We start from the raw sequence: 16,608 nt of genomic DNA on the forward strand, positions 1-16,608 counted from the left end.
CCCTCCTTAAAAATTCACGCCTGCTCTTGCTCGTTGTATTTAAACGAGACAAGGAAAATCAATGCGATAACCACCGCTGCGACGGCGGGAATCCACCAGAAACTCACCCAGGCCGTCGGAACGGTTTGCCCGGCCACCAGATGGTTATACAGCGCGCCGGAAATCTGCGATCCGAGCAACATGCCGATACCGTAGGTAAACATCACCACCATGCTTTGCGCCTGCCCTTTGACCTTTTCGCCCGCCACGCGGTCGGTATAGATAAAGCCCACCACGAAGAAGAAGTCGTAGCACACACCGTGCAGCAGAATGCCGAGATACAGCAGGAAGCGCGTTTCTTCATTGATGCCCAGCGCAAAGAACATGTAGCGCACGAACCACGCCAGCATGCCAATCAGCAGCATGTACTTCACGCCAAGACGCCGGAACAACAGCGGGATAATCAGCATGAAAATAATTTCTGACATCTGGCCGAAGGACATCGCGGTACTGACATCCGCGACGCCCGCATCGGCCAGGAACGAGGCGGTATAGGCGTAGTAGGTGCCTAGCGGTACCGAGATCAGCGTGGCGCAGACCGCAAATACCAGGAAGTGACGGGTTTTCAGCAGCGCAAAAGCGTCGGCACAGAACAGATCGCGCAGCTTGAGCGGCTGCCCTTTTGCCGGGGCTGGCGTGTGCGGCAGCGTCAGGCTATACACCGCCAGTACGACCGAACACAGCGCCGCCAGCGTAAAGATGCCGGTGGTATCCGAAATACCGGTCACGCCAATAAAAATACCGGCGATAATCCAGCCAATGGTGCCGAATACGCGCACCACCGGGAACGTTTTGTCGATATTGCTCAGACTGTGGAACGCAATATTGTTCGTCAGCGCCAGCGTCGGCATATAGCAAAGCGTGTAGCCAAACAGCAGCGCTATCAGCATCGCGCCATTTTGCGCCACCAGCGCCTGCGGTACGAACCACAGAATCGCCGCACCCAGCAGGTGCATGACCGCCATGACCTTCTGCGAAGCAAAAAAGCGATCAACCAGCATCCCCAGAACGAACGGCGATAGAATCGAGGCAATCGGCCCCGCAGAAAAAGCATCACCAATCAACAGCGACATGTTGTACTGGGTCATGACCAGCCCGAGCGTGACCGACCAGCTTCCCCAGATAAAAAACTGCATAAACATCATAAGCGACAGGCGCGGCACTAACAGCCGGTGCTGTACGCCGCTACGTTCACGACTTTCCGTTGTAGACACCATGTTCTCACCCTCAAAAGTAATCGATTACAAATACAGCTCACGTGAAAAGTAATCGATTACAAAAATAAGATCGCGCGTGTCAGTTCGGTTTTGCGAGAACGGTCACGATAAACGAGCAGCGGGAAATTTAAACAGAATGCGCAAAAGACGCGCAGAGTGCGGCAGAAGGCGGCTCAGTGCGCCGCCTTCTGATTAAGCGATCACGCCTTACGGCGCAGCGTTTTAAACGCGACAAACAGGAACAGCACCCACACCGGCAGCAGAATCGCCGACAAGCGCATACCGTCCATCGTGCACATCAGCACCAGAATCATCAGCAGGAACGCAATGCAAACGTAGTTACTGGCCGGAGCCAGCAGCGCTTTGAACTTCGGCTCGCGTCCTTTACGGCGCATCGCCGAGCGGAACTTGAGGTGCGCCATGCAGATCATTATCCAGTTCAGCAGCAGCGTTGCGACCACCAGCGCCATCAGCAGGCCAAAGGCTTTCTGCGGCAGCAGATAGTTAACCAGCACCACCAGCGAGGTGATCGCGCCCGACAGCAGCAGCGAGTTAACCGGCACGCCGCGGCGGCTGACCCGGGTCAGGAAACGCGGCGCGTTGCCCTGCACGGAAAGGCCGAACAGCATGCGGCTGTTTGAGTAAACGCCGCTGTTGTACACCGACAGCGAGGCCACCAGAATGACGAAATTCAGCGCAGAAGCCACCACGTTACTGTCATGATTGTGAAAAATCATTACGAACGGGCTGCTATCTGACTTGATGCCCTGCCACGGATACAGCGCCAGCAGTACAATCAGCGAGCCGATATAAAACAGCAGGATACGGTACACCACCTGGTTGACCGCTTTTGGAATAGTGGTTTCCGGGCTGCGCGCTTCCGCCGCCGTGATACCAATAAGCTCCAGACCGCCGAAAGAGAACATAATGACCGCCAGCGACAGAATCAGCCCCTTCCAGCCGGTGGCGAGGAAACCGCCGTCGCGCCAGAGGTTGTCAATGCTGGCATGATCGCCGCCGCGTCCGGTGGCCAGCATCCAGATCCCAAAGCCGATCATGCCAATAATCGCCAGCACTTTAATCAGCGCAAACCAGAATTCGGTTTCGCCGTACAGGCGCACGTTGACCAGATTGACGGCATTAATCAGGATGAAGAACCCCGCCGCCCAGATCCAGGTCGGCACGTCCGGCAGCCAGTATTGCATATAGATCCCGGCGGCGGTCAGCTCGGCCATGCCTACCAGCACGAACATCACCCAGTAGTTCCAGCCGGAAACAAAACCAGCGAACGGCCCCCAGTATTTATAGGCAAAATGCGCAAACGAGCCGGATACCGGCTCTTCCACCACCATTTCGCCGAGCTGGCGCATGATCAGAAAAGCGATAATACCGGCAATGGCGTAACCCAGTACCACCGCCGGGCCTGCCATCTGAATGGCTGGGCCGATGCCAAGGAACAGGCCGGTACCGATGGCGCCCCCGAGGGCGATAAGCTGGATATGGCGGTTTTGTAACCCGCGGTGAAGCGTCGGCCCCTGCTCCGACGAAGCATCCGGTTGATTCTGGCTGGATGCTGAGGACGCGTTTTTCACGTCTAACCCCTGTAGCTTTTATAGGAAGGGGCACCTTTTAACACTTAGCGCGGCTTGCCGCAAGGCAATCAGTACCCGGACGACGGAAACAAAAAGCCCCGGAAGGACGAGCGTTCCGGGGCAATAACCTTATTTTTGCAATGACTTAGAAGTCGTAGCTGACTGCGACTTTCAGCGTACGCGGCTCCCCCTGATAGAGGTAAACACCGGTGTCGTCGACCCCGGACCAGTATTTTTCATTGGTCACGTTGGTCACACCCACGCGCCACACCAAATCGTTTTGTTCCTGGTTGAGGTGCATGCGATAGCGCATCCCTAAATCCAGCGTAGTGTAGCTGTCGAGTTTTTTGGTGTTGGCACTATCAGCATACTGAGAACCGGTATAGTTGACGCGCGCGGTGGCCGTCAGACCGTCAACCGGTTTAATGTCATACTCTGCACCCAGCACCGCATAGAAGCGGGACACGCCGATCGCATCGTTGCCATCGTTCAGGCCGCCTTTGGTTTTGGTCATTTCAGGATCGATCCACAGCGTACTGCCGTTCAGGCGCAGGCCGAGTACCGGCTCGCCGAAGACGTTCAGCTCAAGGCCCCGGTTGCGCTGTTCACCATCCATGCGGTAGTAGCCGTCGTTATCCAGAACCCCGGACGGTTTGGTAATCTGGAACAGCGACAGCGACCCGCCGACGCGGGCGTAGTCAATCTTAACGCCCACTTCATCCTGTTTGGAGTGCGCGATCCCAATGCTCTGACCATAGTTTTTTGCCGTTTTCGGCGCATTGTCCGCCGGCTGAAGGGCTTCCGTGTGGTTGGCATACAGCGACACCGTTTGCCACGGCTTGTAGACCAGGCCAAAAGTGGGCATCCAGCGACTTTCGGTAAAGCTGGAGGAGGTGGTCTCCAGGCCCGTCTCGTTGCTGTAGTTACGAATCACCACCTTCTGATTGCGCGCCGCGGCGGTAAATAGCAGCGTATCGTCAAAGAATCCGACGGTATCGCTGAACAGCCAGCCCTGAGTACGGTTACGCGCAGTCACCAGCGGATCGTGATAGTTACCGCCCACCGATGCGTACGCTGGCATGCTCACATCATGGTTGTTGTAAATATTAACGACCGGGTTGGCTTTACTGTTCGACATACGCCAGGCGGTGGCATCGCTGCGGATCTGCGCGGAATAGCCAACGTTAACATTGTGTGACACCACGCCAGTGTTAAAGCGACCGCGAATGCCCCCCATACCACTGAAGCTATCGATAATACGGTTAGTATCCAGACGCCCGATGGTGGCATCGCCGTTGATGTTGGTCAGCTTCGGTGCGCCATAGATCCCCTGCTCGTGCGCATGCTGCGCGCCTAACCCCGCGTAGGTGGTCCAGCTGTCGTTCAGATCGTATTCCGCTTTGGCCATACCGAATTCATTTTCGATATCGCTGTAGCCCCACTTCTGTCCGGTATTTTTGCTGTTGTCCGGGACTTTCGGCACTTCGCTAATCGCCGCGAAGCCTATGCCCATCTCACCGCCGTGGAAGGTCTTTTTCTGGTAGCCAAAATCGACGGATGAACGGAAGCGATCGCCACGGTAATCCAGACCCAACGAGGCCAGCGTAGTGCGGCGATTATCGTTATCGATACGGCCTTCCCCTTCACGGTGCAGCACGTTGACGCGCACGCCGAACTGATTGTCATCACCGAAGCGACGGCCAACATCCAGCGAACCACCCACCTGAGAATCGCTGGTGTAATCCACGCCAATACGCGTCGTTGGGATATCTTCAGCGCGTTTCGGTTCAAGGTTAATCATGCCGCCCACGCCGGAACTTGCCGCGCCGTTCACCAGCGCATTCGCCCCTTTGAAGACCTCAATACGCTCCAGCATTTGAGTATCCACTACCTGACGTGGCACTACGCCAGGGAGACCGCCCATGGTCATGTCGTCGCCGTCGAGCTTAAAGCCGCGGATGCGATAGGTTTCAGCAAAGTTGCCGTAGCCTTGTACTGCCTGTACGCCAGCGTCGTTTTTCACCACATCAGCGATGGTTTTCGCCTGCTGATCCTGCACCAGCTTCGAGGTATAGCCGATAACGTTGAACGGGACGTCCATCGCTTTCTGCTCGCCCAGCATCCCCACGCGCCCACCATGAGCCACCTGCCCATCAAGGTAGGCGGGCACCAGTTGTTCACCACCGGCCTTAAAGTCGCCGCCATCGACGCCCTGAACAATCATCGTTTCAGGCTGTTTTTTGGCCGTTGCCGCATCATCAGCCTGTGCGGCGGGCATGACGGCGCTTATCGCCAGAGCCAGCGCGGAGAGTTTGGTTTTCATAGAAGCATTCCCGGAATCAAAAATCACCGATGGCGACAGCAGGTTTAGCGTGATCTCATGCTTCAGCGCCCCCGTAAGCTACCCTCATCGATTGCCGGGTTTGCCGCACCATACCGGTGAATAAAAAAGAGAACGAGAACTATACTCATTATCTTTACGTAATCAAGTGTCAATAGACGTGACTCAAAACAGGTTGTCATCTAAGAACGATGGCGCGACGTGCGACGGCTTCGTGCATAATCAGCGAACCGTTTGACGAGGAATTCTCCGTGCTCCCCAAGATTCTGCTCACCATGGCCGCCTTTGCCGCCAACTCCCTGCTCTGTCGGCTGGCGCTAAAAGGTATGCATATGGACGCCGTCTCTTTCAGCGCCCTCCGCCTGATCAGCGGCGCGGTCGCGCTGCTGCTTTTTCTACGACTGCCCGGCATCCCCAAAAAACCAGAGTTCAATGGTCTGAACGCGGCGCTGCTGGCCCTTTACGTTTTCGCCTTTTCACTGGCCTATCTGTCATTAACGACCGCCGCCGGCGCGTTGTTACTCTTCGGCACGGTGCAGTGCGTGATGACCGGCTGGGGGCTGATACGTGGAGAACGGCTGACGTGGCTCAAAAGCGTGGGCATGCTGGGGGCAATGGCCGGGCTGGCGTTGCTGCTCTTGCCGGGCGCGGGTCATCCTTCCGGCGGGGCGGCGTTGCTGATGATGATCTCCGGCGCGGCCTGGGCGGCCTACTGTATTACCGGCAAAAAGGTCCAGAACGCGGCGGCGGCCACGGCAGGCAATTTTACGCTGGCCGTACCGATGGCGCTGGTCGCGCTCGTGCTGAGCGGCGTGCCCATCCACGCCGATGCGGCGGGGCTGCTGCTGGCCATCACGTCGGGGGCGCTGATGTCTGGCGGTGCCTACCTGCTATGGTATTCCATCCTACCGCGACTGAGCCCAACCACTGCCAGCACGCTCCAGTTGAGCGTTCCCTGCCTCGCGGCGCTGGGAGGCCTTATCTTGATGGGCGAAACGCTCGATACGCGGATGCTGGTGGCTATCGCACTGACCCTGTCCGGGATCGGGCTAGTGATTGCCGCCGACCGACGAGGCAGAGGCTTCACGCCATAGCGTGGGCAGATGAGCAAGCGCCTCTTCGATGATAGGGCGTTTATCGCTGCCGGGACGCCAGATAACCACCATCGTCTGGCTGATACCCTCGTTGCCCACCACCGTAGGCACGACGGAGACTCCGGCCCATTGCGATGCATGAAAATGCGTGGGTAAAAATCCCCATCCGCATCCCGCCTCTATCAGACTGCGTACCATTTCCCGCTCATTGCTAAAAATCACGCTTCCCGCAATTTGCAGCCGACGGGACACCGGTATGTCGCTCGCCGGGTGCATCACGATCTGCGGAATAAGCGACAGGTCAAGCAGTGAACAGGGCAGCACTACATCGGCAAAACGCCTCTGCGAGGCGTAGAAATTCATCTCAACGCTGCCGAGCGCGCGCCACTCCATTTCATTACCAAGGCTGCGATTATGGGCCTGAAAAAAACCCAAATCGGCCTGCCCAGCTGCTAACGCGCTCTCCCCTTGCTCACGCGTCGTACAGGTCAGACTCAAGCGCACGTTGCGTTTGGCCATCTGCGCAATCATTGCCCGCAGAAAGGCGCGCGGGGTGAAGGGATCGTACATGACCTCAAGCGACTGAACATCGGTGGCCGGTACCTGATGCGCAAACTGCTCAAATGCCCGCGCCTGGCGAATCAGCAGATGGGCCTGACGATGAAGCAGCTCGCCTTCAGGCGTAAGCTGCAGCGACCGTCCCTGACGAACAAACAGTTCATAGCCCAGACCATCCTCAAGAAGATCGATCAAATCGCGCAGCGTCGTGCGGTCTTTTCCGAGCCTGATGGCCGCCTTGACGAGGCTGCCGTATTCGGCAACGGCGGTGAAGGCTTCAAGCTGGGCAAGTGAATACGACAATGACGGCACACCTCTCTCCTTAAGCTCTTATGGTGGGGTTTTCCCCCCATATTGCGTTTTTTATTATAGTCCGCCGATTTTTATACTGCATCCGTATCACCTCTCTGCGCGGTGACCTGTCTATGGGTATAACGAAAATCGAGAACGCTATGAATCAAAAACAAAAATCTTCACCTGCACAATATTGTCTGCTGGCCGGTCTGGTTGCCGGAGCCTTCTTTTGCGCCCCGGCCATGGCCGCCTGCGAAGGGACGGAATTAACCCGCTGCCCGGCACCGTTTGACGCTCAACTGCCGGATACGCAAAAGATGCTCACCTGGGATCAGGCCGAGCGCGTCATCGGCTTTCGTAACGATTATCGCAACTACGCGGGCGATGTTTTCCACCACGGTCATGCAACCCCCCTGCAAATGGCAAACCAACCGCTCACCCAAGCCACTTACCAGTTGAAGGGGCAAACATGGAATTTGCAGGATTACATTAAACGACAGAATGTGAGCGGCATGCTGGTCCTGAAAGACGGCAAGATAGCCTGGAAATATTTAGGCGAAGGCAATACGGATAGCACCCTGTGGACTTCGCGTTCAGTGGGCAAATCGGTGGTTTCAACGCTGGTTGGGGTTGCGCTGAAGGAAGGCAAAATTCATTCGTTGAACGATCTGGTCACACGGTATGAGCCTGACTTAAAGGGGACCGCCTGGGAGGGTGTCACTCTGAAGCAGCTGATCCAGCATACCTCCGGGGTCGCATGGAATGAGGATTACACCAATCCACAGTCTGATTTCGCTCAGTTGACGCAGTGCGAGGCGCATCCAGGCACCTATGATTGCGTACGCAAGCTGGTCTCCGGGTTGAAGCGCGCGCATCCGGCGGGTGAAGTCTGGTCGTACTCATCCGGCGGTGCCTGGCTCCTGGGCGACGTGCTGGAACGTGCTACCGGTATGACGCTCGCGGCCTACCTTGAGAAAAGCATCTGGCAACCGTACGGTATGGCAAATGATGGCGTATGGCACGCTTATGCCAAAGGTCAGCACAACGTTGGCGCGCATGGCTTTAACGCTACGCTGGAAGACTGGGGACGCTTTGGTGAATTCGTGTTACACAACGGCCGCCTGCCTGACGGCAAACAGATACTGCCGGAAAACTGGGTCTCGGACTCCGCCGCCTGGACGACCGCAAAAGGCTCCGTTTCCGCCGCACATCCGCAGGGAATCTATGGCTACCAATGGTGGAACAATGAAGTTCCCGCTAATGCTCGCGACGTTGTTCCTGCGGCAAAAAAGTCTCTCAAAGGCTCTATGTGGGCGCTGGGAATTTATGGGCAAATGATTATGGTAAACCGCGCGGAGAATCTGGTGATCGTTCAGTGGTCAACGTGGCCGCAGGCAGAACCGTCCTTCAGCGCTCAGCCGCTTGAGGCTTCGCTGATGTTCAGCGCGATCGCCCACGCGCTCCGTTAAGATCCCGACAACGGCGTATGTCCGCCAGCGCACTCAACGCCAGAGTCGCTCATGCGCTCTGGCGTTTTTTATTACGCCTTCGGCGCTACCGCGACATACATTTCAATATCCCAGTAACCGTCTTGCGCACCGTTGTTCAGGTAAAGCTCAAAGCACGGTTTTGGCGCCATGGTATGCGCCTCATCTTGCGCCAGGCTATTAAAGAACTGATACCAGGGCGTAGAGAAGTCGTGATCGATAACGCGGGCGCGCGCCACCGCATACAGGCCGCCTTCAACCTCGGTCATCATCACGCCTTCGCTGTTTGGCGGAATAACAAAACCCTCGGGTACCGTGACGGCGGTATCACAGCGCAACTTCTCCGGCGGGACGTCGTCGGGATTATCGTAGTAAACCGCCAGCCACTCTTGTGCGGGGATCTGTTTACCTTCGACCCACATCATCAGTTGCTCAAAGCCTTGTTTAACCGTCTGCTCCCAGGGGCCAACCATATGAAAACCGGCAATTTTACGTGCTGCAGCCTGCTTCACTTCGTATTCCATACCGCCTCCGTTAAGACACTGTAATTACATACAGTATAATCACTGTTTTCGGATACAGACAATCACACAGCGAACAATATGTGAGCAAATTCGCACTCTTGCCAATACGCGTAGGACGGAAGAAAAAAAGGATAAATGGCGCGCCCTGCAGGATTCGAACCTGCGACCCACGACTTAGAAGGTCGTTGCTCTATCCAACTGAGCTAAGGGCGCACTGAGAAGTGGACACTTCGAGGGGGTGAAACGCGTGGAATTATACGGTCACAGTCCGATGAGTCAATCCATTTTCTAACGAAACCTGCGCCGCCAGCGACGATGGACAAAGTACGACCAACTATCGCTCAAGTCTTCAACAAAACGACTTTCCGATGAAAACTCGCAAACGATACCTGACAGCAAGCCTCGCATCTGACAAAATATGTGCATCCCCCCTTCGTATATGACAGATGGAAAAGTTTCCCTGATGGCAGCAAAGATTATTGACGGTAAAACGATTGCGCAGCAGGTGCGCTCTGAGGTTGCGGAAAAAGTGAAGGCGCGCGTTGCCGCAGGAAAACGCGCCCCTGGGCTCGCCGTTGTGCTGGTTGGCAGCAACCCGGCTTCGCAAATTTATGTCGGCAGCAAGCGCAAAGCCTGTGAAGAGGTGGGGTTCGTCTCCCGCTCTTACGATCTGCCGGAAACCACGTCCGAAGCTGAGCTGCTGGCGCTGATTGATACCCTGAACGCCGACGCCACTATCGATGGCATCCTGGTGCAGCTTCCGCTGCCTGCGGGCATTGATAACGTGAAAGTCCTCGAGCGCATTGCGCCGGACAAAGACGTCGATGGCTTCCATCCGTACAACGTTGGCCGCCTGTGCCAGCGCGCGCCGCGCCTGCGCCCGTGCACCCCACGCGGTATCGTGACGCTGCTGGAGCGCTATAACATCGACACCTACGGCCTCAATGCGGTCGTGATCGGCGCGTCCAATATCGTCGGTCGCCCGATGAGCATGGAGCTGCTGCTGGCTGGCTGCACCACGACCGTCACCCACCGCTTCACCAAAAACCTGCGCCATCACGTCGAGCACGCCGATCTGCTGATCGTCGCGGTCGGCAAGCCAGGCTTTATTCCGGGTGAATGGATTAAAGAAGGCGCAATCGTCATTGATGTCGGGATTAATCGTCTCGAAAGCGGTAAAGTTGTCGGCGACGTGGTGTTTGAAGATGCCGCCGCGCGCGCATCCTACATCACCCCGGTACCGGGCGGCGTCGGTCCAATGACCGTTGCCACCCTGATTGAAAACACCTTACAGGCTTGTGAAGAGTATCACGACGTGGAGAAGGCATAAGATGGCAACATTTTCTTTGGGTAAGCATCCGCATGTGGAACTCTGTGACTTACTGAAGCTGGAAGGCTGGAGCGAAAGCGGCGCACAGGCGAAAATCGCCATCGCCGACGGTCTGGTCAAAGTGGACGGAGCGGTCGAAACCCGCAAACGCTGCAAAATTATCGCCGGTCAAACGGTGAGTTTTGAAGGCCAGAGCATCACCGTTACCGCATAATCCCGCCAGTCCCCCGGCCGAGCGCTGCAACGCCGGGTTTATTTCTCTCCCCCCATTCAGACTCTCCCCTGCTGCGCGCAGCGGTACTCCCCTGCACGTTATCGATGAAATAGCCGCCCTTTGCGCGTTCGCACGCCTTACGGGGAGCGGATGGTGATATCAGAGGAATATGGTGGAGTCGTGGAGGGGGGAGCATGAAGCACGGCCCCACCGCACGCTATTCGCGCGGCGGGGCCGACCAGATTACTTACGGCGCCAGGTGGTGCCCTGCGGGCCATCTTCCAGCACGATGCCCATCTCGTTGAGACGGTCACGCGCGGCATCGGCCGCCGCCCAGTCCTTCGCCTTACGCGCATCCAGACGCTGCTGAATTAACGCTTCAATTTCCGCAACTTCACCGTCGTCAGCCTGCGCACCGCTTTGCAGGAAGGCTTCCGGTTCCTGCTCCAGCAGCCCCAGCACAGAGGCGAGCTTACGCATATGCGACGCCAGCGCGTTGGCCGCATGCGCATCTTCCGTTTTCAGGCGGTTTACTTCACGCGCCATATCAAACAGGACGGAATAGGCTTCCGGTGTGTTGAAATCGTCGTCCATGGCTTCAATAAAGCGTGCTTCAAACGCCTCGCCGCCCGCCGCTGCGACGGATTTATCGGTGCCGCGCAGAGCGGTGTACAGACGTTCCAGCGCCGAACGCGCCTGCTTCAGGTTCTCTTCGCTGTAGTTCAGCTGACTACGGTAGTGACCGGACATCAGGAAGTAGCGAATCGTCTCCGCATCGTAGTACTTCAGCACGTCGCGCACGGTAAAGAAGTTGCCCAGCGATTTGGACATTTTCTCACGATCAACCATCACCATACCGGAGTGCATCCAGTAGTTGACGTACTCGCCGTCGTGCGCACAGGTAGACTGGGCAATTTCGTTTTCATGGTGCGGGAACATCAGATCAGAGCCGCCGCCGTGAATATCGAAATGGTTGCCCAGCTGCTTGCAGTTCATGGCCGAACATTCAATGTGCCAGCCCGGACGCCCAGCGCCCCACGGCGATGGCCAGCTCGGCTCACCCTCTTTAGACATTTTCCACAGCACGAAGTCCATCGGGTTGCGCTTCACGTCCACCACGTCAACGCGCGCGCCCGCCTGAAGCTGGTCCAGATCCTGACGCGACAGCTTGCCGTAGTTGGGATCGGTGGGCACCGAGAACATCACATCGCCGTTATCCGCCACGTAGGCGTGGCCTTTGGCGATCAGCTGTTCGGTGATTTCAATAATCTCGTGAATGTGGTGGGTCGCACGTGGCTCCTGATCCGGACGCAGAATGTTCAGCGCGTCGAAGTCTTTGTGCATTTCGGCAATCATGCGATCCACCAGCGCAACAAAGCTTTCGCCGTTTTCATTGGCACGTTTGATAATTTTGTCGTCAATATCGGTGATGTTACGCACATACTTCAGCTTATAACCGAGGAAACGCAGGTAACGCGCGACGACGTCGAAGGAGACGAAGGTGCGGCCATGGCCGATATGACAGAGATCGTAAACGGTGATACCACACACGTACATGCCGACTTCACCGGCGTGAATAGGCTTAAATTCCTCTTTTTGGCGGGTCATTGTATTGAAGATTTTTAGCATCGAGAATTCCATGTTTACGTGTGTGAACCGGGCATACGCCTGAAACGGTATATTCTACCCGTAATTCAACCCGGAAGCAGCACACAATGCAAGGTGATCGATGTCCCGGCTTATGCTATAACAGACGCCTATATGCCGCCCACCGTCGGGCGAAAGCACCACAATAAACGGAACAGGATGCAGAAATGGTTACTTTCCACACTAATCACGGCGACATCGTTATCAAAACTTTCGACGACAAAGCGCCGGAAACAGTTAAAAACTTCCTGGATTACTGCCGCGAAGGTTTCTACGACAACACCATCTTCCACCGTGTTATCAACGGATTCATGATTCAGGGCGGCGGCTTCGAGCCGGGCATGAAGCAGAAAACCACCAAAGAAGCGATCAAGAACGAAGCGAACAACGGTCTGAAAAACACCCGTGGTACGCTGGCCATGGCGCGTACTCAGGCTCCGCACTCCGCCACCGCCCAGTTCTTCATTAACGTTGCCGACAACGACTTCCTGAACTTCTCCGGCGAAAGCCTGCAGGGTTGGGGCTACTGCGTGTTTGCTGAAGTCGTTGAAGGTATGGACGTTGTTGACAAGATCAAAGGCGTTTCCACCGGCCGCAGCGGTATGCATCAGGACGTTCCGAAAGAAGACGTTGTGATCACCAGCGTGACCGTCAGCGAGTAATTAGTGGCGACACTTTTTATCGCAGATTTGCACCTGCAAACAGAAGAACCGGCGATTACCGCCGGTTTTCTGCGTTTTTTACGCGGTGAAGCTCGCCAGGCCGACGCACTGTATATCTTAGGCGACCTGTTCGAGGCGTGGATTGGCGATGACGATCCGAATCCGCTGCACCGTGAAATGGCTGCGGCCATTAAATCGCTGGTTGACGCTGGCGTACCCTGTTTCTTTATTCACGGCAATCGTGACTTCCTGATAGGCAAACGCTTTGCCCGCGAGAGCGGTATGCTGCTGCTGCCCGAAGAACAGGTGCTCGATCTCTATGGCCGCCGGCTGCTGATTATGCACGGCGACACGCTTTGTACCGACGATCCCGGCTATCTGGCCTTCCGCGCAAAAGTACATACTCCTTGGATTCAAAGGCTGTTCCTCGCCCTGCCGCTGTTTATTCGCCGCCGTATTGCGCAGAAAATGCGTCACGACAGCAAAGCCGCCAATAGCCACAAGTCGATGGACATCATGGATGTAAACCAGAATGCCGTCGTCGCGGTGATGGAAAAACATCAGGTGCAGTGGCTGATTCACGGTCATACGCATCGTCCGGCTATCCATGAGCTCAACGCCAACGGCGCGCTGGCGCACCGCGTGGTGCTCGGAGCATGGCACAGCAACGGCTCGATGGTCAAAGTGACCCAGGACGACGTTGAGCTGATTCCTTTCGCGTTTTAAATTTCCGTCTGAATACGCCATTTCACGGCGACGCAACCGTTTTCCTTGCCCATTTTCCGTGGTATTCTCTGTGGCCTCTAAGTCGTGTGCAGCACACCCACAGGAGTTTTCAGACGCATGTCTTCCCGCAATAATCCGGCACGTATCGCCATCGTGATGGGGTCCAAAAGCGACTGGGCTACCATGCAGTTCGCCGCAGAAATCCTCGATATTCTGAATGTTCCTCACCATGTTGAAGTGGTTTCCGCCCACCGCACGCCCGATAAGCTGTTCAGTTTTGCCGAAACGGCGGAAGAGAACGGCTACCAGGTGATTATTGCCGGAGCCGGCGGTGCAGCGCACTTACCCGGAATGATTGCCGCCAAAACGCTGGTACCGGTGCTGGGCGTGCCGGTACAGAGCGCGGCATTAAGCGGCGTCGATAGTCTCTACTCTATCGTACAGATGCCGCGCGGGATCCCGGTAGGGACGCTGGCGATTGGTAAAGCCGGCGCCGCCAACGCCGCACTGCTGGCCGCACAGATTCTGGCTCAGCACGATGCGCAATTGCATCAGCGTCTGGCCGAGTGGCGCCAAGCACAAACCGATGACGTTCTGGAAAACCCGGACCCGCGAGGTGCCGCATGAAGCAGGTCTGCGTACTGGGCAACGGCCAGCTTGGCCGTATGCTGCGTCAGGCCGGTGAACCGCTGGGCATTGCCGTCTGGCCGGTAGGACTAGAAGCTGACCCGGCCGCCGTGCCGTTCCAGCAGAGCGTGATTACCGCTGAAATTGAACGCTGGCCGGAAACCGCCCTGACCCGCGAGCTGGCCGAGCATACCGCTTTTGTAAACCGCGACGTCTTCCCGATTATCGCCGACCGTCTGACGCAAAAGCAGCTCTTCGATAAGCTCGGCCTGGCCACCGCCCCGTGGCAACTGCTGGCCAGCGAGCAAGAGTGGCCGGCCGTATTTGACCGTCTGGGCGAGCTGGCGATCGTCAAGCGCCGCACCGGCGGCTACGACGGCCGCGGCCAGTGGCGCCTGCGCAAAGACGATACCGCGCAGCTGCCGGAAGAGTGCTATGGCGAATGCATCGTCGAGCAGGGGATTAATTTCTCCGGCGAAGTGTCGCTGGTGGGCGCCCGCGCGCGCGACGGCAGCACCGTATTTTATCCGTTGACCCACAACCTGCATCAGGACGGTATTCTGCGCATGAGCGTTGCCTTCCCGCAGGCCGATGCCCAACAGCAGGCGCAGGCAGAAGCCATGCTCAGCGCCATTATGCAAGCGCTGAACTACGTCGGCGTGATGGCCATGGAGTGTTTTATCACGCCGGGCGGGCTGCTGATTAACGAACTGGCGCCGCGCGTGCACAACAGCGGCCACTGGACGCAGAACGGCGCGTCGATTAGCCAGTTCGAACTGCACCTGCGCGCCATTACCGATCTGCCGCTGCCGCCGCCGGTGGTCAACAGCCCGTCGGTGATGGTTAACCTGATTGGTACCGATCTCAACTATGACTGGCTGAAGCTGCCGCTGGTGCATCTGCACTGGTACGACAAAGAGGTTCGCCCGGGTCGTAAAGTGGGCCACCTCAACCTCAGCGACACCGGCCGCCTCAGCGCAACGCTGGAAGCGCTGGTTCCGCTGCTGCCAGGCGAATACGCCAGCGGCATTGCCTGGGCGCAAGCACGCCTGAAGTAAGCCTTTAGTGCCGGGGAAAGAATCTAACGCTTCCCCGGCCCCCTCCTTGAAGCGTAAAATCCTGCCCTAAACGCCATACCCCACTTTGCCAGAGAAGGATTGCCCCATGGAAAATGGGACGGATTACTGCGCCATTCTGCGCGCGGAAACGCCCATCATTGACGTTCGCGCCCCGGTTGAGTTTGCCCACGGCGCGGTGCCTGCAGCCGTGAACCTACCGTTGATGACCGATGATGAACGCGCAGCCGTCGGCACCTGCTATAAACGTCAAGGCGCGGAAGCCGCCCTCGCGCTCGGCCACAAACTGGTTGCCGGTGAGACGCGCCAGCGCCGCATCGACGCATGGCTGGCGGCCTGTCGACAGGCGCCGCAGGGCTATCTGTGCTGCGCGCGCGGCGGGCAGCGTTCGCATATTGTGCAAAGCTGGCTTAAAGACCAGGGCATTGATTACCCGCTGATCGTCGGCGGCTACAAGGCGCTGCGCCAGGCGGCAATGCAGGCGACGGAAGCACTGGTTCGTCATCCGATCGTGCTGATCGGCGGCTGTACCGGTAATGGCAAAACGCCGCTGGTTCGCCAACAACCTCAGGGCATCGACCTGGAAGGGTTAGCACACCATCGCGGTTCTTCATTCGGCCGGACCCTCAGCGCCCAGTTTTCCCAGGCTACCTTTGAGAACCATCTGGCGACGGCGCTGCTGAAGGGCGCACATCAGCGGGATCGCGTACGCTGGGTGCTGGAAGATGAAGGCCGAATGATTGGCGCAAATCATCTGCCGGAATGCCTGCACGAGCGCATGGCGCAGTCGCCTATCGCCGTGGTCGAGGACCCGTTTGAGATCCGTCTTACACGTCTGCGCGAAGAGTATTTCACCCGCATGCACCGTGACTTTATCGCCACCTATGGCGAGGAAAAAGGCTGGCAGGAATACAGCGAATATCTGCATCACGGTCTGTACGCGATTCGCCGCCGCCTGGGGTTACAGCGCTTTGCCGAATTGACCGCGACGCTCGACGATGCGCTCGCCGCGCAGCAACAAAGCGGCTCCACCGAGGCACACTTCGCCTGGCTGATTCCCCTGCTTGAAGAGTACTACGATCCGATGTACCGCTATCAACTGGAAAGAAAGACCGACAAGATTGTGTTTCGCGGGACAAGTCAAGAAGTGACCGAATGGCTTGGGGAAAACTGAAGGGTA

General features: G+C 57.1%; 15 protein-coding genes and 1 tRNA gene. 9 read left to right on the forward strand and 7 right to left on the reverse strand.

Annotation, left to right across the window (positions count from 1 at the left end; genetic code table 11):
* Positions 1-14: 14 nt before the first annotated feature.
* The 3 genes from V6942_RS04170 to V6942_RS04180 all read right to left on the reverse strand — a co-directional run bounded on the left by V6942_RS04170 (position 15) and on the right by V6942_RS04180 (position 5,195).
* Positions 15-1,256, reverse strand: a complete 1,242-nt coding sequence (locus tag V6942_RS04170) for an MFS transporter (RefSeq protein WP_106924759.1) — start codon at positions 1,254-1,256, stop codon at positions 15-17.
* Between the two features lie 200 nt (positions 1,257-1,456).
* A complete protein-coding gene (pheP, locus tag V6942_RS04175; protein ID WP_333500838.1) occupies positions 1,457-2,848 on the reverse strand; it encodes a phenylalanine transporter in 1,392 nt (463 codons plus the stop codon).
* Between the two features lie 145 nt (positions 2,849-2,993).
* Complete coding sequence (locus V6942_RS04180; RefSeq protein ID WP_420107832.1) at positions 2,994-5,195, reverse strand: TonB-dependent receptor; 2,202 nt, start codon at positions 5,193-5,195, stop codon at positions 2,994-2,996.
* Positions 5,196-5,440: 245 nt separating this feature from the next.
* Between V6942_RS04180 and V6942_RS04185 the strand changes: the two genes are divergently transcribed.
* A complete protein-coding gene (locus V6942_RS04185) occupies positions 5,441-6,283 on the forward strand; it encodes a DMT family transporter (RefSeq protein ID WP_333500840.1) in 843 nt (280 codons plus the stop codon).
* Here V6942_RS04185 and V6942_RS04190 read toward each other — a convergent pair.
* The gene (locus V6942_RS04190; protein WP_333500841.1) at positions 6,239-7,153 is read right to left on the reverse strand and encodes a LysR family transcriptional regulator; all 915 of its coding nucleotides are present in this window, start codon (positions 7,151-7,153) and stop codon (positions 6,239-6,241) included. The genes V6942_RS04185 and V6942_RS04190 overlap by 45 nt on opposite strands.
* Before the next feature lie 140 nt (positions 7,154-7,293).
* Between V6942_RS04190 and V6942_RS04195 the strand changes: the two genes are divergently transcribed.
* Complete coding sequence (locus tag V6942_RS04195) at positions 7,294-8,604, forward strand: serine hydrolase (RefSeq protein WP_333500842.1); 1,311 nt, start codon at positions 7,294-7,296, stop codon at positions 8,602-8,604.
* A gap of 71 nt (positions 8,605-8,675) precedes the next feature.
* Here the strand turns inward: V6942_RS04195 and sbmC are convergent, their stop codons facing one another.
* Together sbmC and V6942_RS04205 are read right to left on the reverse strand one after the other, a co-directional pair.
* Positions 8,676-9,146, reverse strand: a complete 471-nt coding sequence (gene sbmC / locus V6942_RS04200) for a DNA gyrase inhibitor SbmC (protein WP_182965952.1) — start codon at positions 9,144-9,146, stop codon at positions 8,676-8,678.
* A 136-nt stretch (positions 9,147-9,282) separates the two neighbouring features.
* Positions 9,283-9,359: transfer RNA gene (locus V6942_RS04205), tRNA-Arg, on the reverse strand.
* Positions 9,360-9,609: 250 nt separating this feature from the next.
* Between V6942_RS04205 and folD the strand changes: the two genes are divergently transcribed.
* Positions 9,610-10,476, forward strand: a complete 867-nt coding sequence (gene folD / locus V6942_RS04210) for a bifunctional methylenetetrahydrofolate dehydrogenase/methenyltetrahydrofolate cyclohydrolase FolD (protein ID WP_182929361.1) — start codon at positions 9,610-9,612, stop codon at positions 10,474-10,476.
* Position 10,477: 1 nt separating this feature from the next.
* The gene (gene ybcJ, locus V6942_RS04215; protein ID WP_106930499.1) at positions 10,478-10,690 is read left to right on the forward strand and encodes a ribosome-associated protein YbcJ; all 213 of its coding nucleotides are present in this window, start codon (positions 10,478-10,480) and stop codon (positions 10,688-10,690) included.
* Positions 10,691-10,933: 243 nt separating this feature from the next.
* Here ybcJ and cysS read toward each other — a convergent pair whose 3' ends face one another.
* Positions 10,934-12,319, reverse strand: a complete 1,386-nt coding sequence (gene cysS / locus V6942_RS04220; protein ID WP_106930501.1) for a cysteine--tRNA ligase — start codon at positions 12,317-12,319, stop codon at positions 10,934-10,936.
* A 185-nt stretch (positions 12,320-12,504) separates the two neighbouring features.
* Between cysS and ppiB the strand changes: the two genes are divergently transcribed.
* From ppiB to mnmH, 5 genes are all read left to right on the forward strand, one after another.
* Entirely contained in the window at positions 12,505-12,999 is a 495-nt protein-coding gene (ppiB, locus tag V6942_RS04225; RefSeq protein WP_106930503.1) for a peptidylprolyl isomerase B, read from the forward strand.
* Between the two features lie 3 nt (positions 13,000-13,002).
* Positions 13,003-13,725, forward strand: coding sequence for a UDP-2,3-diacylglucosamine diphosphatase (gene lpxH / locus V6942_RS04230; protein WP_106930505.1), 723 nt, complete (start codon positions 13,003-13,005; stop codon positions 13,723-13,725).
* Positions 13,726-13,842: 117 nt separating this feature from the next.
* Positions 13,843-14,352, forward strand: a complete 510-nt coding sequence (purE, locus tag V6942_RS04235; RefSeq protein WP_106930507.1) for a 5-(carboxyamino)imidazole ribonucleotide mutase — start codon at positions 13,843-13,845, stop codon at positions 14,350-14,352.
* Positions 14,349-15,410 (forward strand): 5-(carboxyamino)imidazole ribonucleotide synthase, encoded by a 1,062-nt coding sequence (purK, locus tag V6942_RS04240; protein ID WP_333500843.1) that lies wholly within the window; start codon positions 14,349-14,351, stop codon positions 15,408-15,410. Before purE ends, purK begins: the two co-directional genes overlap by 4 nt.
* Positions 15,411-15,516: 106 nt before the next feature.
* Positions 15,517-16,602: a tRNA 2-selenouridine(34) synthase MnmH gene (gene mnmH / locus V6942_RS04245; RefSeq protein ID WP_333500844.1), complete on the forward strand. Its 1,086-nt coding sequence runs from the start codon at positions 15,517-15,519 to the stop codon at positions 16,600-16,602.
* Positions 16,603-16,608: the final 6 nt, after the last annotated feature.

Source organism: Kluyvera genomosp. 2 (genome assembly GCF_036759865.1).
Classification (GTDB): domain Bacteria; phylum Pseudomonadota; class Gammaproteobacteria; order Enterobacterales; family Enterobacteriaceae; genus Kluyvera; species Kluyvera ascorbata_B.